Genomic DNA, 24,085 nt, shown 5'->3' with positions numbered 1-24,085 from the left:
TCGGGTAAAATTTATTCGTCAGCGACGTCATTGTCGTCTGCGATTTCCTCGACGATCTGTCTGAGTTCTTCGACTCCCTCGAATGTCTGAGAAGAAAACGGGATAGTATGTATATCCTCAAAGCATGGTATCTCGTCCTTGAATGCCTCCAGCCTTTTTGCACGCTCAGACTTGTTGAGCTTGTCGGCTTTTGTAAGTACGAGAACAAATGGCATTTCTGTATCAATGAGGTAATTTATCATCTGTATATCGTCCTTCGTGGGAGCATGGCGTATATCCACAAGCATGAATACAAGACGTATATCCCTGTCAGAGCTGAGATACCCCTCGATAAGTCCCGACCAGCGCTCTTTTTCCGACTTTGAGACCTTTGCGTATCCGTATCCGGGAAGATCTACAAAGAAGATATTTTCAAGTCCGTAGAAATTAATAGTAGCAGTCTTTCCCGGCACCGAGCTTACTCTGGCGAGGTTTTTGCGGTTAAACAGCTTATTTATGAGCGTAGATTTCCCCACGTTAGAGTGCCCTGCAAAGGCTATCTCTATCCTTTCGGGAGCCGGGATCTGCGAAAATTTGCCGTATGCGGCGGTAAACTCCGCTTTGTTGTAATTAAGTTTCACGGCGTTACCTCCTTGTGGTGTTTATTTGATAAGAGCTGTGTCAAGAACGTCTGTAAGTTCCTCTGCAAATACAAAGGTGATGGCGTTCTTGACAGCATCGTCAACTTCCTCGAGATCAGGCTTGTTTGCCACAGGTATAATCACAGTCTTGATCCCTGACTTGTATGCAGCCATGGTCTTTTCACGAAGTCCGCCTATAGGAAGCACTTTGCCGTGGAGTGTGACCTCACCTGTCATAGCAACATCTGATCTGACCTTATGTCCTGACAAAGCCGAAACAAGAGCAGTTGTCATAGTAACACCTGCGGAAGGACCGTCCTTGGGAACAGCTCCCTCGGGAGCGTGTATGTGAAGATCTTCATTCTTGTAGAAATCAGGGTCTATGCCGTATTTATCGGCAATACTGCGGACATAGCTTACCGCGATCTTTGAGCTTTCCTTCATGACCTCTCCCAGTGAGCCCGTAAGCTCTATCTTGCCTGTTCCCTTCATGGTTAATACTTCGATAGGCATAAGAACTCCGCCTACAGATGTCCATGCAAGACCGTTTACTACTCCGACCTGGTCTTCCTTTGAGGAGAGATCGCCGAGATATTTGCGGATACCGAGATACCCTGTTATGTCCTTGGCTTTGATAGTTACACGCTTGACTTCATTGGCGGCTATGCGTTTTGCAGTCTTTCTGCACAGAGAAGCAATGCTTCTTTCAAGTGAACGAACTCCCGCTTCCTTGGTGTAGTACTGAATGAGTTCATCTATAGCATCATCGCTTATCTTGAGCTGCGAAGCCTTGAGACCGTGCTCCTTGAGCTGTTTGGGGATAAGATGTTCCTTTGCGATATGGAACTTCTCCTCTGCTGTGTAGCTGGGGAGCTCTATAACCTCCATTCTGTCAAGGAGAGGGGCAGGAATAGCTCCTACGTTATTGGCAGTTGTGATGAATACAGCCTTGCTGAGGTCGAAGGGCACTTCTATGAAGTGATCGCGAAAAGCGTTGTTCTGTTCAGCGTCAAGCACCTCCAGCATCGCAGATGAAGGATCGCCTTTTATATCACTGCAAAGCTTATCTATCTCATCAAAAAGAATCAGCGGATTTGCAGAGCCTGCCTGGGAAATAGCTGTGATAATGCGGCCCGGCATTGCACCAACATAGGTCTTTCTGTGACCTCTTATATCAGCTTCGTCACGAACGCCGCCGAGAGATACTCTTGCATACTTTCTGCCCATAGCCTTTGCGATAGATTTCGCTATAGAGGTCTTACCGATACCGGGAGGGCCTGCCAGACAGATTATCTGTCCCTTTATCTCGGGGTTGAGCATATGTACGGCGAGAAACTCAAGGATACGCTCCTTGACCTTCTTCAGACCATAGTGATCTTTTTCAAGAACGGCTTCTGCCTTTTCCATTGACAGCTTGGCTTTTGTATACTTTCCCCAAGGAAGATCAAGAACCGTGTCAAGATAATTCTTTATAACAAAAGCTTCCTGCGACGACGGCGGCAGTTTTGTCAGCTTGTCAGCCTCTTTAAGGAGCTTTTCCTTACTCTTTTCGTCCAGTTTCAGCTCCATAATATCGTTGATATAGCCGAAAGCCTCTTCCCCTTCGTCTTCGCCAAGCTGCTCCTGGATAACTCTGAGCTGCTCGCGGAGGTAGAATTCACGCTGCCCCTTGTCTATGCTGTTCTTCGTCTGTTCGTTTATGAGGTTTTCAAGCTCCAGTATCTCCACCTCAGATGTGAGGCAGGCAAACAGTACCGAAAGCTTATTGATAACATTTGTCTCTTCAAGAAGAGTCTGCTTGTCCCTGTAGTTCAGGTTACAGTTGAAGGTAACGGTCTCAAAAAGCTTAATGGGAGAATCCTGAGTCATGATAGATGTAAGAAGCTCCTTGGGCATTCTCGGAAAGAATGAAGCGTAACGCTCAAATACGTCCTTAACGGAACGCATAAGTGCTTCAGCCTCTACCTCGTCTACTTTCGCTCTTGAGTAAGTGGGCGTTCTCTTAACTTCTGCCTTAAGCACCTCTCCGTCATCTATGAGACGAACAAGATTTGCTTTGTACACGCCCTCTACAAGCACCTTCATTATATTATCGGGCAGTTTGAGGACCTGCTTTATTTCTGCGACTACGCCGACCTTGTACAGGTCGGAAGCTTTGGGATTTTCAATATATGCTTCATGCTGAGTAACAAGAAACAGCTTGCCGCCTTCTTTTAAAGATCTCTCAACAGCAGCCATTGATCTGCTTCTCGATACATCAAAGTGCATGACCATTTTCGGAAAGGCAACAAGCCCCCTCATTGCAACAGTGTAGAGGATATTAGCCTCTTCGATGTTTTTATCGCTCTTTATTGTCTGTTCCATAAATTCACCGCGTTTCTGTATGGTATCATATTCATCCTGAAAAACCGATGATGTCGGTTTCTTTATATTATACAATAAAAATAAAAAAAATTCAACCCCTTTACTTACACTGTGGTCAAGTGGAGGTATATCATTTATCAATGCGTATTAAATAATTGAATATTGTTAATTATTTAATAGATGATTTAAGCTGAAATCTGCTATTTGATATACGAAAATTTGCGGTAGTTTGGTTATTATCTCCATTTTTTGCGAACTTTAAGAAATAATCTTTACTTTTTGTTGAGAATATGTTATCATATACTCAAAGGTGTAATGTAAATTAGTTCAGTATGACATGGACTTCTTCTTTCTAAAAAAGGACTTTACTTTTACATAATAATGTGTTAAAATGTAAAGTAAGAAATTGTTACATACGCCTTTACGGCAGATTGGAGAATTACTATGATCGACAAAATCAAATCAGAAAGCATGGATCTGCTCTTTGAAGCAATACTTACTCTTGACTCGGTAGACGATTGCTATAAGTTCTTTGATGACCTCTGTACCAGCATCGAGCTGAAGTCCTTTGCACAGAGACTTCACGTTGCAAAGCTTCTCGATGAGCACAGAGTATATAACAGTATCGTTACAGAAACAGGCGCAAGTACAGCGACGATAAGCAGAGTAAATCGCTCGCTGAAAGACGGAAACGACGGCTACAATATCGTTTTCGACAGACTCAAGAAGAAAAATCTGCTTAAGTGATACGGCTATATTGGACAGCTTCAAGGCGGAAGCAGTCCATTAGATAAAAATTACAACCTGAAAGGAAGATCTGAATGAAAAAGGCGAAGATGTTCAAACGATCGTTAGCCTGCCTTTCAGCAGCTGCAACTCTTTTGTCATGTAGCATGGTGACAAATGTAAATGCCGCTGTAATCACGAAAGGCAAACCAAACAACTATGACAATTTTGCTGAGGCGCTCCAGCTTGCGTTATGCTTCTATGACGCAAACAAGTGCGGCGATGAGGTAGCTGATGACGGCTATTACTCATGGAGAGGAAATTGTCACGTTAAGGATGCTGAGATACCGCTCCAGCCTATGAATCCTATGCCTGAGCTCTACGGCGAGGCTAAGAATGACGGTTCACAGAACGGTAAGGAACAGGAAAAGAAAGAGGACGAGCAGCCCAAGGGCGAGGGCGACGGCGACGGTGGCCTCAGTGCTGCTAAGGGTCTCTATGAAGGCGTTAATATGTCTTCCAAGTTCATCGAGGCAAACCGCAAGTACCTGGATCCCGACGGCGACGGAAAGCTGGATCTTACAGGCGGCTGGCATGACGCAGGCGACCATGTAAAGTTCGGACTCCCCGGAAGCTTCTCAGCTTCCACAGTAGGCTGGGGTTACTATGAATTCAGAGACGCATACAAGGAAATGGGCCTCGATAAGCACGTTGAGGACGAAATGCGCTGGATCAATGATTATTACATGAAGGCTACCTTCCTCGATGATGACGGAAATGCTATCGCTTACTGCTATCAGGTCGGAGAGGGTAACAACGACCATAACTACTGGTGTGCTCCCGAGCTTCAGGTCGATGATACGGTAGTTGCTTCTTCAAGCTGTGCTGTTAAGAGACCTGCTTACTTTGCAACAACAGAAATGCCCGCTCCCGATCAGTGCGCAGGCGCTTCTGCTTCACTGGCTATCAATTATCTTAACTTCAAGGATACAGATCCTGAGTACGCTGCTGAGAACCTCAAGTATGCAAGAGCTCTTTATGAGCTTGCTGTTGCGACTCATGAGGAATCATGGCAGCCCGGTTCAACACCAAGTTCACTGGTTCTCGGCTATGACGGAGGTTTCTACCACTCAAGCTATGACTATGATGAGCTCTCATGGGCAGCCGTATGGCTCTATTACGCAGCTGTTGCTGAGGATGAGACTCAGAAGGACGCTGCTTACGACAAGTACATCAAGGCTATCATTGATGTTGATGAAACTACAACAAACGACAAGGGCGCTCATCCTTACACCGGTTACATGAAGCGCATCATCACTGATACAGGTAACTGCTGGCAGAACATCTGGGTACACTGCTGGGATACAGTTTGGGGCGGAGTTTTTGCAAAGCTTGCTCCTATTACAAACACAGCTCGTGACTGGTACATCTTCCGTTACAATCTTGAGTTCTGGTCAGGCTGCAACGCAGATGTTGATACTTCGAAGTGGGGCTATGAGCCTGTAAGAGGTCATAAGTACTTCGGTATGGATGACTACCTCTGGAACACTCCCATGACCTGCGATCAGATCCCTGATCTCCCCGATAGTGATACAAGCAGCGACTTCATTGCTAAGTCACCTTATGGCTGGGCAGTTGTTTCAGGCTACGGTTCAGCTCGTTACAATACAGCAGCAGGTCTCTGTGCTTGTGTATATGCTAAGACAACAGGCGACGAAACATTCCTCCCCTGGGCAAAGGCTCAGATGGAATACATCCTCGGTAAAAACCCCATGGGTTATGCTTACGAGGTAGGCTACGGCAATAATTTTGCTTCACAGCCTCACCACCGTTCATCACACTGCTCAGGCAAGCAGAGCATGGAAGATCCTACAGTACAGGTACACACCCTCTGGGGTGCTCTTGTAGGCGGTCCCGATCTTAAGGACTTCCACAATGACATAACAAAGGATTACATCTATAACGAAGTTACAGATGACTATAACGCAGGCTTCTGCGGCGATCTTGCAGGTCTGTACCACTTCTACGGTTCAAAGGGCAAGGAGCTTGAAAAGGAAAATCACATCAATCCTGATTTTGATATGTCAGCAAACGCTATCGGCTACGATCAGGTAGATGAAAAGGGCAATCCCCTTCCTGTCGGCATCTATGCTGCAGGCGGAAAGAACCAGGAGCAGGACAGCAGCGTTCAGCTTAAGGTCGTAATCTACAACAGAACTATCGATCCTCCGAGATTTGAAAGTGATCTGAGGGCAAGATATTACTTCAATGTTTCTGAGCTCACAGAGGCGGGCTATGATGTAGATTATATCGTTCCCAGAATCGACTATGACCAGGAAAAGAGCTACTCAAACGGCAAGAATGAGGCTAAGTTCACAGGTCCCTTCAAGTATGACGATAAGGGCAACTACTATGTAGATATTCAGTGGAAGAACTGCGACTTCTACGGAAGCCGTGTATTCCAGTTCGCTCTTACTACAAAGATGGACGAAGAGAAGTGTGTATATCCTCACTGGGATTCTACAAATGACTACAGCTATGCTGATCTTGTTTCCTTCGCAGATGAGAACGAAGCAGCTGCTATAACAGACAAGATCACACTTTACGCTGACGGCGAGCTTATCTGGGGTGTTGAGCCTGACGGTACAAAGCCTGGTGAAAGTGAAAAGAATACCACAGCTACAGATCCTGAGCCTGATAAGACAAAGGTTCTTTACGGCGATACAAACTGTGATAAGGTTGTAGAGCTTGCAGACGCTGTTCTTATCATGCAGTCAATAGCTAACCCTGATAAGTATGGCTTAAAGGGAACATATTCCAAGCACCTTACAGAACAGGGCCGTATCAACGGTGACTGTGATCTTACTCAGGAAGGTCTTACTTCCAATGATGCTCTTGCAATTCAGAGATCACTGTTAAAGCTTGCTACTCTCCCGATAAAGGCAGCAAAGTAAAAAAATTAAGGAGGACTTAAAAGTCCTCCTTTTTTTATTTATATTACGAAATTCAGCGGCATTCCGTTTTTCATTATAGCGTGAAGCTCGCCCTGGATAAGCGGCATAAGGTAATCATAAGCAGGCGGCAGAACATTGTTGCCTGCTTCGTTTATCCACTCCCTGGGGAAGAATTTCTCTGAGTTAGCAGCCTTTGAAGCTTCTACTGTATCGATCCTGTAGCTGTAAGGCATATCCGATTCACGGACGAATGTCATCATGCAACCGGACTTTCCTTTCAGACCTGCATCAACTGCTGCCATACCGATCGCCTCTGAAGACTGTATATCCTCAAGTGAAGCAATATGAGAGCTGCATCTCTGCATTACATTAAGCTCGATCGAACGAACCTTACAGCCTATCTCCGCAGCGACCAGTTTTTCAAGGAATTTACCTATACCTGCAAGATAAACGTGACCAAATACATCGGTCTGTCCTGACTGGAACTCCTCAGCCGCAAACTTACCTTCCGCGGTCTTAACTCCTTCGGAAACTACTACAATAACTGCTCTGTGCTTTGTCATCTGATCCTTTACATCGGCAAGAAATCTCTCAATACTGAATGTTGTCTCCGGAAGATAGATAAGATGAGGAGCGGATTCTCCGTTTGCACGTATGCAGCAGGCTGCTGCTGCGAGCCAGCCGGCATGACGTCCCATGGTCTCGATTATGGTAACCGACGGGATACTGTAAACGTTGCTGTCTCTGGTGATCTCCTGAACCGTAGCTGCAACATATTTAGCAGCCGAGCCAAACCCCGGCGAGTGATCTGTCTCACACAGATCGTTGTCGATGGTTTTGGGGATACCGATTATTTTAATATCATCTATTTTTTTATCAGAAAGGTATGCTGAATACTTTGCAACTGTATCCATTGAGTCGTTTCCGCCGATATAGAAAAATATTCCTATATTGTGACTATGGAGAACCTCTGTGATACGCTCATACACATCTGGTTTTTCTCTGTGATCGGGAAGCTTCTTTCTGCATGAACCTAAAACAGCTGAAGGAGTTCTGAGTAAGAGCTGATAGCTTACATCACTGTTTATCTTTTCGCCGAGATCTACCATCTCATCGTTGATAATTCCTTCAATACCGTTTATTACGCCATAGATCTTTTCAATTTCCCCTGATTTCTGAGCTGCGCTGAAAACTCCCGCCAGTGAAGCGTTGATAGCGCAGGTCGGACCGCCTGACTGAGCAACTGCTATATTCATGATCTCTTCTCTGTCCGGTAAAAAACGGACATTTCCTCTCATTTTATTTGCCATAGGCATCAATTATATTATAACATAGCCCTATAAGCATTTCAAGAATGAGAACTTACAAAAAAGCAACACAAAAAATCGCAATATTTGATAATAAAAGCAATAATCGCCTATTAAATGAAGAAATTATTAAATCAGTCCAAAATGTTTAAGTGCATTTGCTATTCCGTCTTCCTCGATCGGTGTAGTAATATATGAAACGTAAGGATAAATATTTTCTGCGCCTCCCATGGCGATGCTGTTAGGTACTGCCTGAAGCATGGGCAGGTCATTCATACTGTCGCCGATAGCGTATGCTCTATCCATAGGAATGTCAAGAAGCTTGAGTATAGCTTCGATACCTGTTGCTTTGGAATAGCCGAGGGGAACATTTTCAAAAAAACCGCCTCCCCTGTCGATTATGGAATAATTCTTGCTTATTTCAGTTCTGAAACGCTCCATGTCGCTGTGCTCATTCTCCCATATAACAAACTTGTCAAATCCGAAGCTGCTGTCTTCTACTCTGCCGCTTACATCAATGCCGCTGTCTACGAAGACCTCCATAAAATATCTGAGTCCTTCTGTCATCGGAGCTTTATCATCAAAGAAATAACCTCTTGTATGCTCATATACCGGCGTTACATTACATTCTCTGAGCAGTCTGGCAACGCGAATACACTCATCCTTCGGAACTGTACGCCATAACTGCACCTTTCCGCCGTATTCGATATATGTACCGCAGCCGCAGATATATCCGTCAAAACCAAGCCCCTTTACCTTTGGACTGATGTTAAAGGCAGTTCTGCCTGAATTGATAAACGTAAGATTTCCCTTTCTTCTTGTCTCAGCAATAGCCTCGCGGGTACTGTTCGGGATTATGGCTCTTTCATCTTCGGTAACGATAGTTCCGTCAATGTCGAAGAAAATTATGGAACTCATTAAAACACTCCTTAAATTATGATAAGCTTTTCTTAAAAAAGCAAAAAATGTGTTGATTATCTTCGCACGATATGTTATAATACAACTGTGAGGTGATATGATATGTTACATATTTATTACGGAAATGGCAAGGGAAAAACCACCGCAGCCGTCGGTCTGACGATCCGTGCAGCAGGCTCGGGAATGAAAGCTGCTTTTTTTCAGTTCCTGAAAAACGGTTCTTCCTCGGAAATATCCGTTCTGAGAAGCCTTGAAAATGTTACTGTGATATGCTGCGAGGAATGCAATAAATTTACATTTGCAATGAATGACCTCGAAAAAAGTGAAGTAACACTCTGTCATAACGATATGCTCAGAAAAGCATCCGAGCTTCTTGATAATGGTTCTGTTCAGCTCGTGGTCCTTGACGAATTCATCGACGCATATAATAAAAAGCTCATTGATACTGAGCTCGCTGATAACTTTATTAATAATTATCTCTCCGTGGGAGAGATCGTTATGACCGGAAGAAATCCCTCAGATAAACTAAAAAAGCGCGCCGACTATCTCACGGAAATGAATGCTGTAAAGCATCCGTTTGATAATGGTATAACTGCCAGAAAAGGCATAGAATATTAAAACTGCCGCAGAAAAAGCTGCGGCAGCTTTTTTATTTCAGTTCTTTCAGCTCGTTCAGTATCGCCATATCCTCTTCGTTGATCTTGATATTGGAAATTATGGTCTTGTTATCGGGAGAAATAACCTTTACTTCGATGACTGTTCCCTCGCCTATCGTTCCTACAGCTGCCTTGAAAAAAGGCGAAAGCTTAGGATGGTTTACCAGAAATCTCTCAAGAAGGGATTTGAGCTTAAATGCGTTCATTGGATTCATTTGATTCACCTCTTGATTATTATATCACAAAAGGTCGGAAATGGCAAGAGTCACAGTTATTATGTTCAGTTTTTATTTTCTTTTTCGGGAAGGTTCCTTCTGATCAGGAACTGTGCGCACAGCCCCGTAAATGCTCCTGCGACACAGCCTGTGATTATCAGAAACGGATAAACGGAAAGCACTGCAAGTGAACGCATTACGATCACTGCGACGATTATCTGTCCCGTATTATGTAGTATAGCGCCGATGATACTGCTGAGCCAGATATATTTAAGAGGAACTATCCTTTTGACTAACAGCATACCTGTCAGGCAGAAAACAGCTCCTGCCATGCTGTATATTATGGCAGATATATTTCCTCCGAAGATCGCTCCCAGAAGGACACGTGCAAATACTATCATAGCTGTTTCTTTAGCAGAGTATTTATATACAGCATAAACTGTTATGATATTGGCAAGACCAAGCTTTGCACCGGGAATGGGGATAATATCTATTCGCAGTTCGATTATAAAAATTATTAGCGCCAGTGCAGTCAGAAGTGCAAGCCTTGCTATCTTCTGCGCCCTCATCACTTTCCTGCCCCCTCATCTGAAAAACGAATTACCAGCTTATGAGGCAGGCAAACTATAGGAATATTCTCAGAGCGGAGCTCTCCGGTCTTTATGCAGGTATGATCCGGACAATCAGCATCAGAAATACAAATATGCCCATCCCTGATCTGTACATCGTTCCAGCCGCCGTCTGGATATTCGATTCGGAAGGTCCTGTCTTTTTCCTCGGAAAGATCCAGCTTATAGATAACTTTATTATTCTGAACTATCTCCACCCAGGTGCTTTCCGATTTCTTCAAGCCTATAACTGCAAAAACCACAGCAGCAGAAAATATGAGAACCACTATCCCGATGAGAAGCTTTACGCCTTTAGTCAAGTGAGATCACCTCTGCTTCCATGCTGCTTATGTTGGTAAAGCAGTCGGCAATGCCGCTCGAATAGTATATCTTCCTGTCATCAGTTACAAGGATAAGATCAAATGAGGGATCGGATCTCAGAAAATCAACAGCTCCATCATAACCTTCAACAAACAGAGCGGTTGACAGTGCATCACAGTCAAGTCCGCAGTCGCCTATGACTGTAACGGAAACAAGTCCGTTATCGGCAGGATAGCCGTCCTTAGGATCAAGAATATGCCAGTAAACTGTTCCGTCCTCAGCTGTAAAGTATCGTTCATAGTTGCCGGATGTGATAACAGCCTTATCAGCTACTTCAATTATGCACATATCTGTATCCGGAGCAAATGGATCACGGACAGAGACCTTCCAGTTGCTTCCGTCGGGCTTTGAACCAAGTGCCTGGACATTGCCGCCAAGGCTTACAATAGCTGAGCTGACGCCGTTATCTTCCATAATCTTCATTATTTCGTCGCCTGTATATCCTTTCGCCAGGGCACCGAGGTCTATTTCTGTTTCTTTTGGAAGGGTTACTGTATTTTCAGCAATATGTACTTTGCTATAATCTACATTTTTTAGAAGGCTGATAAGAGTATTATCATCAGGGACTTTATAATCCCCTGTGGTAAATCCCCATTCCTTTAGAACCGGATAAAGAGTTATATCCAGTGCGCCGTTTGTTTTATTGCCCATTTCTATGGCTTTGTTTATGATAAGCGCAGTATCTTCACTGACATCCACAACTGCTCCGCTGCTGTGATCAACAGCCCATATGTCGCTGGTCTCACTTGTAACGGAAAGCTCTTCTTCAAGCTGAAGAATACGCTCTTCTGCTTCACTGAGGGCAATATCCGCATTGCTGCCGTATGCTTTCATGTTCATAAATGTATCCATAGCAAATACATCTCTTGAACTTGATGACATATCAGCTTCCGAAACAGCTTTTTCTTCAGAGCAGCCGCCTGAAAACATAAGTCCCGATAAAAATAAAGTGACTGCCAATACTTTCTTTAACATAAAACAGCTCCTAAAACATACTTGTTATTATTATATCATAAGATGTTAGTATTTGCAACCATTATTTACTAAGGGCAACAAAAAAGCCACAACAGACTGAACTGTGTGGCTTTTATAGCATTTATTACTTCTTGAGCAGGCTCTTACCTGTCATTTCGGCAGGCTGAGGAACGCCCATAATATCAAGCATTGTAGGTGCAAGATCAGCGAGTACGCCGCCTTCGATAAGCTGACCCTCAACGCCAACGGCGATAAGAGGAACAGGATTTGTGGTGTGAGCTGTGAATGGACTTCCGTCAGGCTCCATCATCTTATCAGCGTTACCGTGATCGGCAGTGATAAGAGCAGCGCCGCCCTTAGCCAGTATCTTGTCGACCATTCTGCCTACGCAGGTATCAGTAGCCTCAACAGCTTTTACAGCAGCATCGAAAATACCTGTGTGACCTACCATGTCGCAGTTAGCATAGTTAAGAATGATAACGTCATACTTGTCAGAGTCAATAGCTTCGCAAACAGCATCGCAAACTTCATATGCGCTCATCTCAGGCTTGAGATCAAATGTAGGAACATCAGGTGACTTGATAAGGATACGATCCTCACCTTCAAACTGCTTCTCCTCGCCGCCGTTGAAGAAGAATGTAACGTGAGCATACTTCTGAGTTTCGGCAATACGGAGCTGTGTCTTGCCGAGCTTTGAGAGATACTCTCCCATAGTCATTGTAAGCTGCTCGGGAGGATATGCTACTGAAACATTAGGCATTGTAGCGTCATACTGAGCCATGCACACGAAATTTACATGGAAGAATCCGTTCTTTCTCTCAAATCCGGTGAAATCGGGATCAACGAATGAACGTGTGATCTGTCTTGCACGGTCAGGACGGAAGTTGAAGAAGATAATGCTGTCATCAGCCTTGATCTGTGCACCGCCATCAATTACAGTAGGAAGCATGAACTCGTCTGTTACCTCATTAGCGTAGGAATTCTTTATAGCCTGTACAGGATCAGACTCCTTAACACCCTCGCCGTAAACAAGAGCAGCATAAGCCTTCTCAACTCTGTCCCAGGCGTTGTCTCTGTCCATTGCATAGAAACGTCCTGAAATAGTAGCGATCTTACCAAGACCTATCTTGTTAAGCTCAGCAACAGCCTCCTCCATAAACTCAGCAGCTGATGAGGGAGGAACGTCTCTGCCATCGAGGAATGCGTGGATATACACCTTGTCGAGGCCGTTCTTCTTTGCCATCTCTACGATACCGTACATATGCTCCATGTGGCTGTGTACGCCGCCGGGAGAAAGAAGTCCCATAAGGTGAAGAGCACTGTTCTTTTCCTTGCAGTTGTTCATAGCGTCGAGTATAGCCTTGTTGTTGAAGAAAGTGCCGTCCTTGATGTCCTTGGAGATCTTAACGAGCATCTGATAAACGATACGACCTGCGCCGATATTGGTGTGGCCTACCTCGGAATTGCCCATCTGTCCGTCGGGAAGACCAACATCAAGACCGCTTGCGCCGATGATAGTGTTAGGGCACTCAGCCATGTATTTGTCAAGATTAGGCTTCTTTGCTGCGGCAATAGCATTGCCGTATGTATCGGGGTTATAGCCGAAGCCGTCCATGATAATAAGTGCAACGGGTTTCTTTGACATAAAAATTCTCCTTTAAAGATAAGTTAAAATATCTATATGTGCCGACTTTAGTCGGTCACGCAATAAACGTACTCCCCTCATGGAAAATACGATTTCTGCCGTTAGTTATAGTGCTCATGACCAGAATAAACACAGTCCCGAGCTTTCATCAAATGCACAGCCGTAACTGCCGTTTACAAAAACAACAGCTTCTGTGCTCAGTTCAAGTTTTTGTTCATCACTGAGCCAGATAAAAACATGACGCGGAATACTCAGATAATCTGAATTAACAGTAACATGATAATCAATGTCCTGCTCATAAAGCTCTATGTCTGTTTTGTTTTCAAAAATATGTTCACTAAAAGTCTTTTCATTCTTTATATGCTCAAGACCTTTATTTTCTGCTTCAATTATATACTCTTTTATCTGCTGATCATCAGTGCGAAATATCAGATATGCATATGGGTGGTAATCCTGTGCGGGAAATGACATTTCAGTACGAAAGAAGTATTCGTCACAGTTATCCGGAAGATGCTTCGGAAGGATCTTTTTCCATTCAATGTCTGATCTTATCCCATATCCGAAAATTGCTCTCTTTACGGGATAAAAAAGCTTATTATTCTTGAACGATACTCCTAATATCGGAGCTGCAAAAATGATAACAGCAAATAATATAGTGATAATGCGAACGATTATAAGAGGTGCTCTGAAAGTACCGTCCTTACGATTCTTACGAAATAAGATGACAAGAAAGAAATTAGCCGCAAGGAATGGTAATAAAAGTATTGCTGTTATTCCATTAGCAGCAAACAAAAGGAAACAGCCGCCAAGGAAGAAGAAAAGCACGAATAAAACATTAATATAGAAATATACCGATCTTTTTGCTCTTGCTTTATTATTAGTCATAGAATCACCCTTCTAAAAGATTGGACAAAGGAAAACACTTTGTCCTTCTATGACAATAGTATAGCACAGCAAACATTATTTGTCAACGCAAAATTATCGTTTTTCGATATTTTTATATTGATTATCAAAAACTATAATATTTATTCTCCCGACTGTCTTGTTCAGTCGGGAGAATAAGAGATATCAGTTTAATCAGCCGTTTACAGCTGCCTGAACGATAACGTTGAAGTCTTCAGCCTTCAGTGAAGCACCGCCGATGAGACCACCGTCGATATTGGGCTTAGCAAGAAGCTCTGCAGCGTTCTTTGCGTTCATAGATCCGCCGTACTGGATCGTTACAGCGTCTGCTGTAGCCTGATCGAAGAGCTTAGCAAGCTGAGCACGGATAAAGCCGCATACTTCCTCAGCCTGATCAGGAGTAGCTGTAAGACCTGTACCGATAGCCCATACAGGCTCGTATGCGATAACTACATTCTTTACCTGCTCTGCTGTAAGTGACCAGAGATCAAGCTTGATCTGACGAGCGATAACTTCTTCAGTGATGTTGCACTCGCGCTCCCACTTGAGCTCACCAACACATACGATAGGCTTGAGACCAGCCTCGAGAGCAGCAATAGTTCTCTTGTTAACTGTCTCATCTGTCTCACCGAAGTACTGCCTTCTTTCGCTGTGACCGATCACAACGTACTCAACACCGAGCTCTGTGAGCATATCAGCTGAGATCTCGCCTGTGAAAGCACCGCTCTTCTCAAAGTGAACGTTCTCAGCACCGATCTTAACGTTGCTTCCGGCTGTTGTGTTGATAGCTGTCTCAAGGTTTGTGAAAGGAACACAAGCAATAACCTCGATCTTGCCCTCTGCATTTGCAACGAGAGGCTTGATAGCCTCGAGAAGCTCCTTAGCCTCGGGACGAGTCTTGTTCATTTTCCAGTTTCCGGCAATAATTGCCTTTCTTAATGACTTGTTCATGATATTAACTCCTTTATCAGAATTTTATTTCGTCGTCGTCATCATCATCGTAAGGGAACATATCTGCATCTTTGTCACCGAAATTGTTTCCGCTGTTGTTTCCGATAGCAATGCCCTTCTTTATAGGAGAAAGAACAAAGCCTAAAACAACTCCGAGAAGAAAGCAAACGACTGAAAGAAGAATAAGAGTAATCTTATCCTCCTGTGCTCTTGTAATGAGTTTCATAATAACACCTCATTTACCACAATAAGGGCGAATATCTCTATCCGCCCTATTGATCATATTATTACTTTTCAGCGATAGCTGCAACGCCGGGGAGCACCTTACCCTCGAGGTATTCGAGAGAAGCACCGCCGCCTGTTGAGATGTGGCTCATCTTGTCAGCGAAACCGAGCTGAATAGCAGCTGTAGCAGAATCGCCGCCGCCGATGATAGTAGTAGCGTCAGCCTCAGCAAGTGCCTCGCAAACTGCTACTGTACCCTTCTTGAGTGTGGGGTTCTCGAAAACGCCCATAGGTCCGTTCCAAACAACAGTCTTTGCAGTCTTAGCAGCCTCTGCAAAGATAGCAGCTGTCTTAGGACCGATATCAAGACCCATCTTGTCAGCAGGGATCTTGTCAGCGTCAACGTACTCTACGCTGATCTCTGCATCAATAGGATCAGGGAATGAAGCTGCGATAGCTGTATCAACAGGGAGAAGGATCTTCTTGCCGAGCTTTTCAGCCTTAGCCAGCATTTCCTTACAGTAATCAAGCTTCTCTTCGTCAACAAGTGACATACCGATAGAGCCGCCCTGTGCCTTGATGAATGTATAAGCCATACCGCCGCCGATGATAAGAGTATCACACTTCTCAAGGAGGTTAGAGATAACGTTGAGCTTATCAGCTACCTTAGCACCGCCGAGGATAGCAACGAAGGGTCTCTCGGGAACCTCTACTGCATTGCCGAGATACTGGATCTCCTTCTGCATGAGGTAACCAACAGCTGTCTCCTTAACGAACTTTGTAACGCCTGCTGTTGAAGCGTGAGCTCTGTGAGCAGAACCGAAAGCGTCCATAACGAAAACTTCGTCGTCAACGAGGTCAGCGAGCTCCTTAGAGAACTCCTCACCGTTCTTTGTCTCCTCGTTGCCGCGGAAACGTGTGTTCTCGAGAACAACGATCTCGCCGTCCTTCATAGCAGCAACAGCCTTCTTAGCGTTGTCGCCGACAACTGTATCATCAGCTGCGAATGTAACCTTTGTGTTTACCAGCTCAGCAAGTCTTGCTGCTGCGGGAGCCAGTGAGAACTTAGCCTCGGGACCATTCTTGGGCTTGCCGAGATGTGAGCAAAGAACAACCTTTGCACCGTTCTCAACGAGCTTATTGATAGTGGGAAGAGCAGCCTGGATCCTGTTATCGTTTGTGATAACGCCGTCCTTCATGGGAACGTTGAAATCTACTCTTACGAGTACCTTTCTGCCCTTAACGTTAATGTCTTCTACAGTAACCTTGTTTAATCCTGCCATGGGTATGACATCCTTTCGTAATAAGATACATTGATCGCTGTTGTTATATTATTAACAACGTACATTACTATTTTACACCATTTCATGATATTTTGCAAGTATTTCCTCAATATTTTTCATCTTAAACATGAAAACTTTTTGTGACGACTGTATATATATTGAAATTGCCCTGTTCTACGCTAAGAATTCAACGCTTAGCCTGTAGAACTCATCCTGATTCGTCATCATGGCAGGGTGATCTCCGCTTTCAAAGAGATACATACTTCCATTGGGCAACTTTTCCAGCATATTACCGTACACTTTTTCGTAGTAGTCAGGTGCAACGCTGTACATAAAATTATCGCCTTTACTTCCTGTGAGCAGCACCTTAGCTTTAAGATCACTGATAGGTCTGTGGAAGAAATTCACAACTTCTTTTGAGTGTCTGATTATAGCCGATGTGTCATTATGAACGATCTGCTCCCAGTCATCACCGTGCATATAGGAGTAAAATCCCCTTGCATTTGTATCTTCCAGCGAAGAACTGCGGTCGGAAAGCAGATTTTTTACAAAAGCTTCATCAGCTTTCTCACCCTCAAAACTGTCAGCAATGACTTTGTCCACACATTCGGACGCCTCAAGTGCTACATTCAGAGCAACAATTGCTCCCCCGCTGCTACCTATAATGTTAACCTTGTCATAATGTTTATGCCTGAGAAACGCAATTACCTGCTGAGCCTCATAAAACCATAAATCTGCAGGTAATTCCGATAACCTTTCCGATCTTCCGTGTCCGAGGAAGTCTATGAGTATAACTTTGTAACTGTCCGTGTATCGTTTGCTGAAATCTGTGAACATTTTAGAAGAAGCTGTGTTGCCATGAAGGAATAACAGTGGTGTTCCGCTGCCATTCTCCTCATAATATATCTTTTTATTATCAAATGTAAAATAACTCATATCACACCTCCGTTATGACATAATTATAATGGATTTATGATCGGCTGTCAACAAAAAAGTCACGGCACCTGAATGCCGTGACTTTATATGCAATGTGTTCAGTTTATATCACTTGAATACAGCCAGGAGGAATCCTGCTGCGATAGCAGAACCGATAACACCTGCAACGTTTGGTCCCATAGCGTGCATGAGCAGGAAGTTTGAAGGATTAGCCTTCTGACCTTCCATCTGCGATACACGGGCAGCCATAGGAACGGCTGAAACACCTGCAGAACCGATAAGAGGATTGATCTTGCCGCCTGAAAGCTTATACATGATCTTACCAACGAGGAGTCCGCCGATTGTAGAGAATGCAAATGCTGTAAGGCCAAGAACGATGATCTTGATGGTCTCAAGTGAGAGGAATCTGTCTGCAGCTGTTGTAGCACCAACGGAAATTCCAAGGAATACAGTTACGATGTTCATAAGAGCATTCTGAACTGTGTCTGAAAGTCTTTCTGTAACTCCACACTCTCTCCAGAGGTTACCGAGCATAAGGCAGCCTACAAGAGGAGCTGTTGAAGGGAGAAGAAGGATTACGAACATAGCAACGATTATAGGGAAGATGATCTTCTCTGTCTTTGTTACGACACGAGTCTGCTCCATCTTTACTTCTCTTTCCTTCTTTGTGGTGAGAAGTCTCATGAGCGGAGGCTGTATCATAGGGATAAGAGCCATGTAGGAGTAAGCTGCGATAGCTATAGGTCCGAGGAGCTCTGGTGCCAGCTTTGTTGTAAGGAAGATAGCTGTAGGACCATCAGCGCCGCCGATGATACCGATTGATGCAGCCTGATTTCCGCTGAATCCGAGGCATACAGCGCCGAAGAATGCAAGGAATACACCCATCTGAGCAGCTGCACCAAGGAGAAGGCTCTTAGGATTTGAAATAAGGGGACCGAAGTCAGTCATTGCACCAACGCCCATGAATATGAGTGAAGGATAGATACCTGCCTTGACGCCTATGTAGAGGATATCAAGAAGTCCACCGTGAGCCATGATTGCTCCGTAGCTGTGATAGTCTTCGTGAGTAGGATCAAGGAAGTTATCCCAGAGATTCATGTGGTAAAGCGCGTCAGATGTGTCTCCTGCTGTGAAGTAGGAAAGATTTACAAGGAGACAGCCGAATGCGATACCAACAAGAAGAAGAGGTTCAAACTTCTTTTTGATACCAAGATAAAGGAGGACGCAGGAAATAAGGATCATTATAAGATTTTTCCAGCCTCCGTCAATGAGAAAGCTGTGAAAACCGGAGCTTTCCCAAAGAGTTTTAAGGGTTTCAAGTATATCCATTTCAAGTCCTCCTTATGCGATAACAACCAGAGGAGCGCCTGTATCTACAACAGAACCCTTGCTTGTAACTACCTGAGCAACTGTACCGTCCTTAGGAGCTACTATCTCATTTTCCATCTTCATAGCCTCGAGGATAACGAGGATCTGACCAGCCTTTACAGCGTCGCCCTTAGCAACATCAACTCTGATGATGTTTCCGGGCATAGGAGCTGTTACAGTCTCGCCTGCTGCAAGATCAACAGGTGCTGCAGGTGCAGGAGCGGGAGCCGCTGCGGCAGCGGGTGCAGCTGCAACAGGAGCAGCGGCAGCTGCGGGAGCGGGTGCAAGTGCCTCGTATTCATCAAGCAGAACAGCTTTACCCTGTTCTACCTCAACTTCATAGGTTTTGCCGTTAAGAGTTACTTTATACTTCATGATTATTTGACCTCCTTAATGGAAATAAAGTGCAGCTCATTGAGCGGCTTCTGCATTTTATCGGCAACGATAGCCATTATCATAGCAGCTTCCTTATCAGGAACGTCAAAGAGCTTAACATGACCTGCTGAACCGGGAGCAAGAGGAAGCTCCTTTTCAGCTTCGGGAGCAGCCTCGGGAGCGATCTTCTTTTTAGCTTCTGCAATGGTGCTTTCCTTTTCGTTCTTTGACTTGAAGTAAGCACCTGTGCAGTAGAGAACGATCATCAGGAAAATAAGTCCGCAGAAAACAACGCAGTAACCAAACACAGCGGTGATCGCTGCGTCACCGATAGACATTTCCTTTACGTTTTCGGCAGCAGCAGTAAAAAAGTTTGAATCAAACATAACTCTGCCTCCTTACATTTCCTCAATGGTGTAAACAGCTTCGTTTTCTTCCTTAGCCTTGCGGTCCTTGAGGAAATTGAGAGTCTGATCGGGATAGCAGATATAGCTCATTACATCCTCCTCGCTGCGGCAGAGATCGCCGAGAGCTTCTCTTGCAGCTGTGAACTCCTCACCTGTTCTCTTCTGGTCTTCGATACGGCAGTCAACAGCCTCGCCGTCGCCGAGAACCTTTTCTACGAGATCCTGTGCGATAGGTGCAGGAGGATTACCGTATTCACCCTTTATATAGTTCTTGATCTCCTTGGAGATGTTCTTGTATCTTTCACCAACGAGCACGTTTGTAACAGCCTGATTTCCTACCATCTGAGAGAGAGGTGTAACCAGCGGAGGATAACCCATGTCAGCTCTTACCTTCGGGATCTCTGCGAGAGCCTCGTCAAACTTATCCATTGCGTGCATATCTGTAAGGTTAGCGATCATGTTTGAGAGCATACCGCCGGGAACCTTGTAAACCAAAGCCTGAGCGTCTGTACCAAGGCTCTTGGGGTTGAGCTGACCATTGTCGATGTACTTCTGCTTGATAGGCTTGAAGTAGTCATTTACCTTATTGATGATGTCCTCGTTAAGACCTGTCTCGATGCCGTACTGGCTGAGAGCGTAGAACATACTCTCGGTAGCGGGCTGTGAGGTACCGCCTGAGAAGCATGATGTTGCGCAGTCGATAACGTCGATACCAGACTCGATAGCCTTTGTCAGTGTCATATAAGCCATACCTGTTGTGCAGTGAGTATGGAGAATGAGCGTCATATCGCCTATAGCGTCCTTGATTCCCTTGATGAGGTGCTCAGCTTCATAGGGAGACATTGTGCCAGCCATATCCTTAAGGCAAATAGTGTCAAAGCCCATCTTCTGGAGATCTTTACACATCTCGATGTACTTGTCTACTGTATGTACAGGGCTCTGTGTATATGAGATACATCCGGAAGCGATAGTCTTCTCTGTTGCATACTTCTTTGTAGCATTGAGAGCTGTCTCAATATTTCTGAAATCGTTGAGAGCGTCGAAAATACGGATAACGTCAATACCGTTCTTGATCGAAAGTTCGATGAACTTCTCAACTACATCATCGTGATAGTGCTTATACCCCAGAAGGTTCTGACCTCTGAGAAGCATCTGAAGTCTGCTGTTGGGAAGATTTTTCCTCAGATTGCGGAGTCTCTCCCAGGGATCCTCACCGAGATAACGAAGACAGGAGTCAAATGTTGCTCCGCCCCAGCACTCGATAGAATAGTAGCCTGCCTTGTCCATATCTGAGAGTATGCCCTCATAGTCGGAATATGGCAGACGCGTAGCCATCAGTGACTGATTGGCGTCACGCAATACGGTTTCTGTCAGTTGCACTTTTTTCATGTACAAGCCTCCTCAAAATAAATCTGCATTGCAGAAAAAATATACTGAAATGTGATCGGTCATAAGAAGCTTTTTCAGCATTCCTTAAAAAAATCCCAATCAAAACTAATTATAACATATTACTGAATGAATTTCCACTATTTTTTCGGAAATTATAATTATTTTTTTATTTTATCCAAATATGATATACTGAATAACAAAAAAGCAGACCTTTTCAGATCTGCTTTTATTTCACATTGAATCAATGAACTCTTTTATAGAGCGCTCGGCAGCTTCGTATCTCTTTCTGAATTCCGTGGCAGAGATCCTCATCGCTCCATTTCCGAGAATTATCATCTGTTCAAGACCATCGGAGGTAGCTACTCTTACCCTGTGTTTCTTTGAAAGCTCATGGGTCACTCTCTCTATATAGGAATCCGCCGTCTCTGACTCCTTGGTATATACGATATTAATGTTGCAGTATTTCTCAACCTCTCGGTGTTTTCCTTTGACACGATAGGCATCAAAAACAAGAATAAGCTCACATCCCGCATAACCTTGATAGTTGCACATTCGGTTGATGAGTTCTCCCCTTGCGGCATCAAGGTTGTCCTCGGCTATTTTTTTCAGATCCTCCCAGGCGAAAATAATGTTGTAGCCGTCCACCAGCAAATAGTCAGGTCCATCAAATTTAGGCAGCCGTACTTTCTTATCGTCTATAGAGACCGCCTTTGTCTTCTTGAATGCTTTATGTGGGTCACGTTTTATCTTGCCATATGTCCGCTCGAAAATTTCCATGAGTTCTTCATCACTGACAGCTTTTTCAAGGAATTTCTGAGCCTTGTTACGCCTCTCTTCGGGAGCTTCATCAGTCTCATCGTTTTCACTGAGATAAAGCGGAAGGTGCATATGATCATATACCTCATCCCACTTAACAAGATAACCCGCACCATGAGAACAGAATACCGAATCGGCGCTGTTTTCAGTATCATTATCAGCAGAGTATGCGAAAGCGGTTATTACATCATCTGCGTTATGGCATTCCTTATAGCCTTCCAGAGAAAGAGAAAGTCTGCCTCTGCCATGCGTATATGCGATCATTTCAGCCTGATAGCTGTTCATCTCCGATACAGGTGCACTTCCTCTTATTACAGAATTCTCCCCTACTGTTTCAGGAGTGTCAAATTCCGCACACATACGCTGAAGATCGGCTATCGCTCTTCCTACGTTTTCCACAGGAACCTCAAGTTCGTATTCATAATAAGGCTCAAGCAGAACAGACTCTGCAAGTCTTAGCCCCTGTCTGACAGCACGATAAGTAGCCTGTCTGAAGTCTCCTCCTTCGGTATGTTTGAGGTGAGCTTTGCCCTTCACCAGTGTAAACTTAATATCGGTAACAGGAGAGCCTGTAAGTACGCCAACATGAGCTTTTTCCTTGATATGAGTAAGAATAAGACGCTGCCAGTTCCTGTCCAGCTCATCCTCGGGACAGACTGTATCAATGACTATTCCGCTTCCCCGCGGGAGAGGCTCCATAAGGATATGTGTTTCAGCGTAATGACGCAGCGGTTCGTAGTGTCCCACACCTTCAACGGTGGTTCGTATAGTCTCCCTGTAGGTAACTGCACCGTCAAGAAATGCGATGTCAAAACCGAATTTATCAGAAACAAGCTTAGTAAGCACCTCAGTCTGTACTGCTCCCATAAGCTGGATATGGATCTCTCGGTTCTGCTCGTTCCAGAGAATATGGAGCTGAGGGTCCTGATCCTCAAGAATTCGCAGTTCTTTCAGAGCTTCATGTACATTCTTTTCCTTCGGAAGTGATACACGGTATGTCATTACCGGTTCCAGAGTCGCTTCATCAGAGTCCTTTTCCGCGCCAAGCCCCTGTCCTGCATAGGTACCTGTAAGTCCTGTAACTGCACAGACTTCACCGGCATTGACCAGATCAGCTGTGCGGAACTTTTCACCGGTATAGAACCTGACTGAGCTCACCTTTGCACTGATGTCATTTCCGTCCTGATCCTTGTACCTGAGATCGTCACGCATCCTGAGGGTACCACCTGTAACTTTAAGATGAGTCAGACGGCTTCCCTTCGCGTCATATGAGATCTTATAAACTTTTGCTGCAAAGCTGTCGCTGTAGCTTCGGCTCCTGGTATATTTATCAAGAAGTGTGATAAATTCCTCTACTCCCTGCATTTTCAGTGCTGAACCAAAGAAACAAGGAAAGATCTGACGCTGTGCAATACAGGAAGCTATAGTTTCGTTGTCAAGAGAGCCGTTTTCAAGATACTGATCCATAAGTTCCTCGCAGCATGAGGCACAGTCCTCGGCGACACTGTCGGAAACTCCCGTAAAATCCACACATCTGTCCGAAAGCTCCTTGCGAAGCCTTTCGGTAAGGAACTTTTTGTCAGCTCCGATAAGATCCATCTTATTCACAAAGATAAAAACCGGTATATCGTATTTTCGGAGAAGCTTCCACAGTGTAGAAGTATGGCTCTGTACACCATCTGTCCCGCTTATAACAAGAACAGCGTAATCGAGCACCTGCATAGTGCGCTCGGTCTCCGATGAAAAGTCAACGTGTCCGGGGGTATCCAGAAGGGTAAAATGGGTATTTTCAGCAGAAAATTCAGCTTGTGCAGAAAAAATAGTGATACCGCGTTCACGTTCTATTGAATTTGTATCAAGAGTGGAGTTACCGCTGTCAACTCTGCCGAGACTTCTTATGGCTCCTGAGGAATAAAGCATAGCCTCAGCAAGTGTGGTCTTACCGGAGTCAACATGAGCGGTTATACCAATAATTACATTTTTCATTTTTACGCTCCAAAATCATTATCACTTAATTTTAACACAGAATCTGAGTTTTGTCCATAGAAAAGAGAAAAACACAT

General features: G+C 44.5%; 22 protein-coding genes. 3 read left to right on the top strand and 19 right to left on the bottom strand.

The window, feature by feature from the left end; genetic code table 11:
- Positions 1–11 precede the first annotated feature (11 nt).
- Both yihA and lon read right to left on the bottom strand, forming a co-directional pair.
- Entirely contained in the window at positions 12–620 is a 609-nt protein-coding gene (gene yihA, locus T488_RS0108995; RefSeq protein WP_028520499.1) for a ribosome biogenesis GTP-binding protein YihA/YsxC, read from the bottom strand.
- 21 nt (positions 621–641) lie between these two features.
- A complete protein-coding gene (gene lon / locus T488_RS0108990; protein ID WP_028520498.1) occupies positions 642–2,984 on the bottom strand; it encodes an endopeptidase La in 2,343 nt (780 codons plus the stop codon).
- Between the two features lie 444 nt (positions 2,985–3,428).
- Here lon and T488_RS0108985 point away from each other — a divergent pair, with 444 nt between their 5' ends.
- Positions 3,429–3,731: a YerC/YecD family TrpR-related protein gene (locus T488_RS0108985; protein WP_028520497.1), complete on the top strand. Its 303-nt coding sequence runs from the start codon at positions 3,429–3,431 to the stop codon at positions 3,729–3,731.
- Positions 3,732–3,805: 74 nt separating this feature from the next.
- Complete coding sequence (locus tag T488_RS0108980; RefSeq protein ID WP_028520496.1) at positions 3,806–6,664, top strand: glycoside hydrolase family 9 protein; 2,859 nt, start codon at positions 3,806–3,808, stop codon at positions 6,662–6,664.
- A gap of 38 nt (positions 6,665–6,702) precedes the next feature.
- On the opposite strand, the gene T488_RS0108975 is transcribed toward T488_RS0108980, so the two are convergent.
- Both T488_RS0108975 and T488_RS0108970 read right to left on the bottom strand, forming a co-directional pair.
- The gene (locus tag T488_RS0108975; protein ID WP_028520495.1) at positions 6,703–7,920 is read right to left on the bottom strand and encodes a 6-phosphofructokinase; all 1,218 of its coding nucleotides are present in this window, start codon (positions 7,918–7,920) and stop codon (positions 6,703–6,705) included.
- A 180-nt stretch (positions 7,921–8,100) separates the two neighbouring features.
- A complete protein-coding gene (locus tag T488_RS0108970) occupies positions 8,101–8,889 on the bottom strand; it encodes an HAD-IIB family hydrolase (protein ID WP_028520494.1) in 789 nt (262 codons plus the stop codon).
- 102 nt (positions 8,890–8,991) lie between these two features.
- Here T488_RS0108970 and T488_RS0108965 point away from each other — a divergent pair, with 102 nt between their 5' ends.
- Positions 8,992–9,507 (top strand): cob(I)yrinic acid a,c-diamide adenosyltransferase, encoded by a 516-nt coding sequence (locus T488_RS0108965; RefSeq protein WP_028520493.1) that lies wholly within the window; start codon positions 8,992–8,994, stop codon positions 9,505–9,507.
- Between the two features lie 31 nt (positions 9,508–9,538).
- On the opposite strand, the gene T488_RS0108960 is transcribed toward T488_RS0108965, so the two are convergent.
- The 15 genes from T488_RS0108960 to T488_RS0108890 form a co-directional block, all read right to left on the bottom strand.
- Positions 9,539–9,760, bottom strand: coding sequence for a hypothetical protein (locus T488_RS0108960; protein ID WP_028520492.1), 222 nt, complete (start codon positions 9,758–9,760; stop codon positions 9,539–9,541).
- A 65-nt stretch (positions 9,761–9,825) separates the two neighbouring features.
- A complete protein-coding gene (locus T488_RS0108955; protein WP_028520491.1) occupies positions 9,826–10,329 on the bottom strand; it encodes a Gx transporter family protein in 504 nt (167 codons plus the stop codon).
- Positions 10,329–10,688, bottom strand: a complete 360-nt coding sequence (locus T488_RS0108950; RefSeq protein WP_028520490.1) for a NusG domain II-containing protein — start codon at positions 10,686–10,688, stop codon at positions 10,329–10,331. Before T488_RS0108950 ends, T488_RS0108955 begins: the two co-directional genes overlap by 1 nt.
- Positions 10,681–11,724, bottom strand: coding sequence for an FAD:protein FMN transferase (locus tag T488_RS0108945; RefSeq protein ID WP_028520489.1), 1,044 nt, complete (start codon positions 11,722–11,724; stop codon positions 10,681–10,683). Before T488_RS0108945 ends, T488_RS0108950 begins: the two co-directional genes overlap by 8 nt.
- Positions 11,725–11,848: 124 nt before the next feature.
- Positions 11,849–13,369, bottom strand: a complete 1,521-nt coding sequence (gene gpmI / locus T488_RS0108940) for a 2,3-bisphosphoglycerate-independent phosphoglycerate mutase (RefSeq protein WP_028520488.1) — start codon at positions 13,367–13,369, stop codon at positions 11,849–11,851.
- Between the two features lie 114 nt (positions 13,370–13,483).
- Complete coding sequence (locus T488_RS0108935) at positions 13,484–14,254, bottom strand: hypothetical protein (RefSeq protein ID WP_028520487.1); 771 nt, start codon at positions 14,252–14,254, stop codon at positions 13,484–13,486.
- 192 nt (positions 14,255–14,446) lie between these two features.
- Positions 14,447–15,223 (bottom strand): triose-phosphate isomerase, encoded by a 777-nt coding sequence (gene tpiA, locus T488_RS0108930; RefSeq protein ID WP_028520486.1) that lies wholly within the window; start codon positions 15,221–15,223, stop codon positions 14,447–14,449.
- Positions 15,224–15,239: 16 nt separating this feature from the next.
- Positions 15,240–15,449, bottom strand: coding sequence for a hypothetical protein (locus tag T488_RS0108925; protein WP_051536406.1), 210 nt, complete (start codon positions 15,447–15,449; stop codon positions 15,240–15,242).
- Positions 15,450–15,510: 61 nt separating this feature from the next.
- Complete coding sequence (locus tag T488_RS0108920) at positions 15,511–16,731, bottom strand: phosphoglycerate kinase (protein WP_028520484.1); 1,221 nt, start codon at positions 16,729–16,731, stop codon at positions 15,511–15,513.
- Positions 16,732–16,905: 174 nt separating this feature from the next.
- Positions 16,906–17,667 carry an alpha/beta fold hydrolase gene (locus tag T488_RS0108915; protein ID WP_028520483.1) on the bottom strand — a complete coding sequence of 254 codons (762 nt, stop codon included), beginning with the start codon at positions 17,665–17,667 and terminating at the stop codon, positions 16,906–16,908.
- Positions 17,668–17,775: 108 nt separating this feature from the next.
- Positions 17,776–18,996: a sodium ion-translocating decarboxylase subunit beta gene (locus tag T488_RS0108910; RefSeq protein WP_028520482.1), complete on the bottom strand. Its 1,221-nt coding sequence runs from the start codon at positions 18,994–18,996 to the stop codon at positions 17,776–17,778.
- Between the two features lie 12 nt (positions 18,997–19,008).
- Positions 19,009–19,410 (bottom strand): biotin/lipoyl-containing protein, encoded by a 402-nt coding sequence (locus T488_RS0108905; RefSeq protein ID WP_028520481.1) that lies wholly within the window; start codon positions 19,408–19,410, stop codon positions 19,009–19,011.
- Positions 19,411–19,412: 2 nt separating this feature from the next.
- A complete protein-coding gene (locus tag T488_RS0108900) occupies positions 19,413–19,796 on the bottom strand; it encodes an OadG family protein (RefSeq protein ID WP_028520480.1) in 384 nt (127 codons plus the stop codon).
- A 12-nt stretch (positions 19,797–19,808) separates the two neighbouring features.
- Entirely contained in the window at positions 19,809–21,206 is a 1,398-nt protein-coding gene (locus T488_RS0108895) for a pyruvate carboxylase subunit B (RefSeq protein WP_028520479.1), read from the bottom strand.
- 231 nt (positions 21,207–21,437) lie between these two features.
- Positions 21,438–24,008 (bottom strand): translation factor GTPase family protein, encoded by a 2,571-nt coding sequence (locus tag T488_RS0108890; RefSeq protein WP_028520478.1) that lies wholly within the window; start codon positions 24,006–24,008, stop codon positions 21,438–21,440.
- Positions 24,009–24,085 lie beyond the last annotated feature (77 nt).

Origin of the sequence: Ruminococcus flavefaciens ND2009 (assembly GCF_000621785.1) — a bacterium.
GTDB classification, from domain to species: domain Bacteria; phylum Bacillota; class Clostridia; order Oscillospirales; family Ruminococcaceae; genus Ruminococcus; species Ruminococcus flavefaciens_C.
Note: the sequence above shows the minus strand (reverse complement) of the source record. Positions and strands in the feature narration are given on the sequence as shown.

Coding starts and splice junctions, on each gene's coding strand:
- lon (WP_028520498.1), bottom strand. CDS start 2,984: ATGGAACAGACAATAAAGAGCGATAAAAACATCGAAGAGGCTAATATC.
- T488_RS0108985 (WP_028520497.1), top strand. CDS start 3,429: ATGATCGACAAAATCAAATCAGAAAGCATGGATCTGCTCTTTGAAGCA.
- T488_RS0108980 (WP_028520496.1), top strand. CDS start 3,806: ATGAAAAAGGCGAAGATGTTCAAACGATCGTTAGCCTGCCTTTCAGCA.
- T488_RS0108975 (WP_028520495.1), bottom strand. CDS start 7,920: ATGAATATAGCAGTTGCTCAGTCAGGCGGTCCGACCTGCGCTATCAAC.
- T488_RS0108970 (WP_028520494.1), bottom strand. CDS start 8,889: ATGAGTTCCATAATTTTCTTCGACATTGACGGAACTATCGTTACCGAA.
- T488_RS0108965 (WP_028520493.1), top strand. CDS start 8,992: ATGTTACATATTTATTACGGAAATGGCAAGGGAAAAACCACCGCAGCC.
- T488_RS0108960 (WP_028520492.1), bottom strand. CDS start 9,760: ATGAATCCAATGAACGCATTTAAGCTCAAATCCCTTCTTGAGAGATTT.
- T488_RS0108955 (WP_028520491.1), bottom strand. CDS start 10,329: ATGAGGGCGCAGAAGATAGCAAGGCTTGCACTTCTGACTGCACTGGCG.
- T488_RS0108945 (WP_028520489.1), bottom strand. CDS start 11,724: ATGTTAAAGAAAGTATTGGCAGTCACTTTATTTTTATCGGGACTTATG.
- gpmI (WP_028520488.1), bottom strand. CDS start 13,369: ATGTCAAAGAAACCCGTTGCACTTATTATCATGGACGGCTTCGGCTAT.
- T488_RS0108935 (WP_028520487.1), bottom strand. CDS start 14,254: ATGACTAATAATAAAGCAAGAGCAAAAAGATCGGTATATTTCTATATT.
- tpiA (WP_028520486.1), bottom strand. CDS start 15,223: ATGAACAAGTCATTAAGAAAGGCAATTATTGCCGGAAACTGGAAAATG.
- T488_RS0108925 (WP_051536406.1), bottom strand. CDS start 15,449: ATGAAACTCATTACAAGAGCACAGGAGGATAAGATTACTCTTATTCTT.
- T488_RS0108920 (WP_028520484.1), bottom strand. CDS start 16,731: ATGGCAGGATTAAACAAGGTTACTGTAGAAGACATTAACGTTAAGGGC.
- T488_RS0108915 (WP_028520483.1), bottom strand. CDS start 17,667: ATGAGTTATTTTACATTTGATAATAAAAAGATATATTATGAGGAGAAT.
- T488_RS0108910 (WP_028520482.1), bottom strand. CDS start 18,996: ATGGATATACTTGAAACCCTTAAAACTCTTTGGGAAAGCTCCGGTTTT.
- T488_RS0108905 (WP_028520481.1), bottom strand. CDS start 19,410: ATGAAGTATAAAGTAACTCTTAACGGCAAAACCTATGAAGTTGAGGTA.
- T488_RS0108900 (WP_028520480.1), bottom strand. CDS start 19,796: ATGTTTGATTCAAACTTTTTTACTGCTGCTGCCGAAAACGTAAAGGAA.
- T488_RS0108895 (WP_028520479.1), bottom strand. CDS start 21,206: ATGAAAAAAGTGCAACTGACAGAAACCGTATTGCGTGACGCCAATCAG.
- T488_RS0108890 (WP_028520478.1), bottom strand. CDS start 24,008: ATGAAAAATGTAATTATTGGTATAACCGCTCATGTTGACTCCGGTAAG.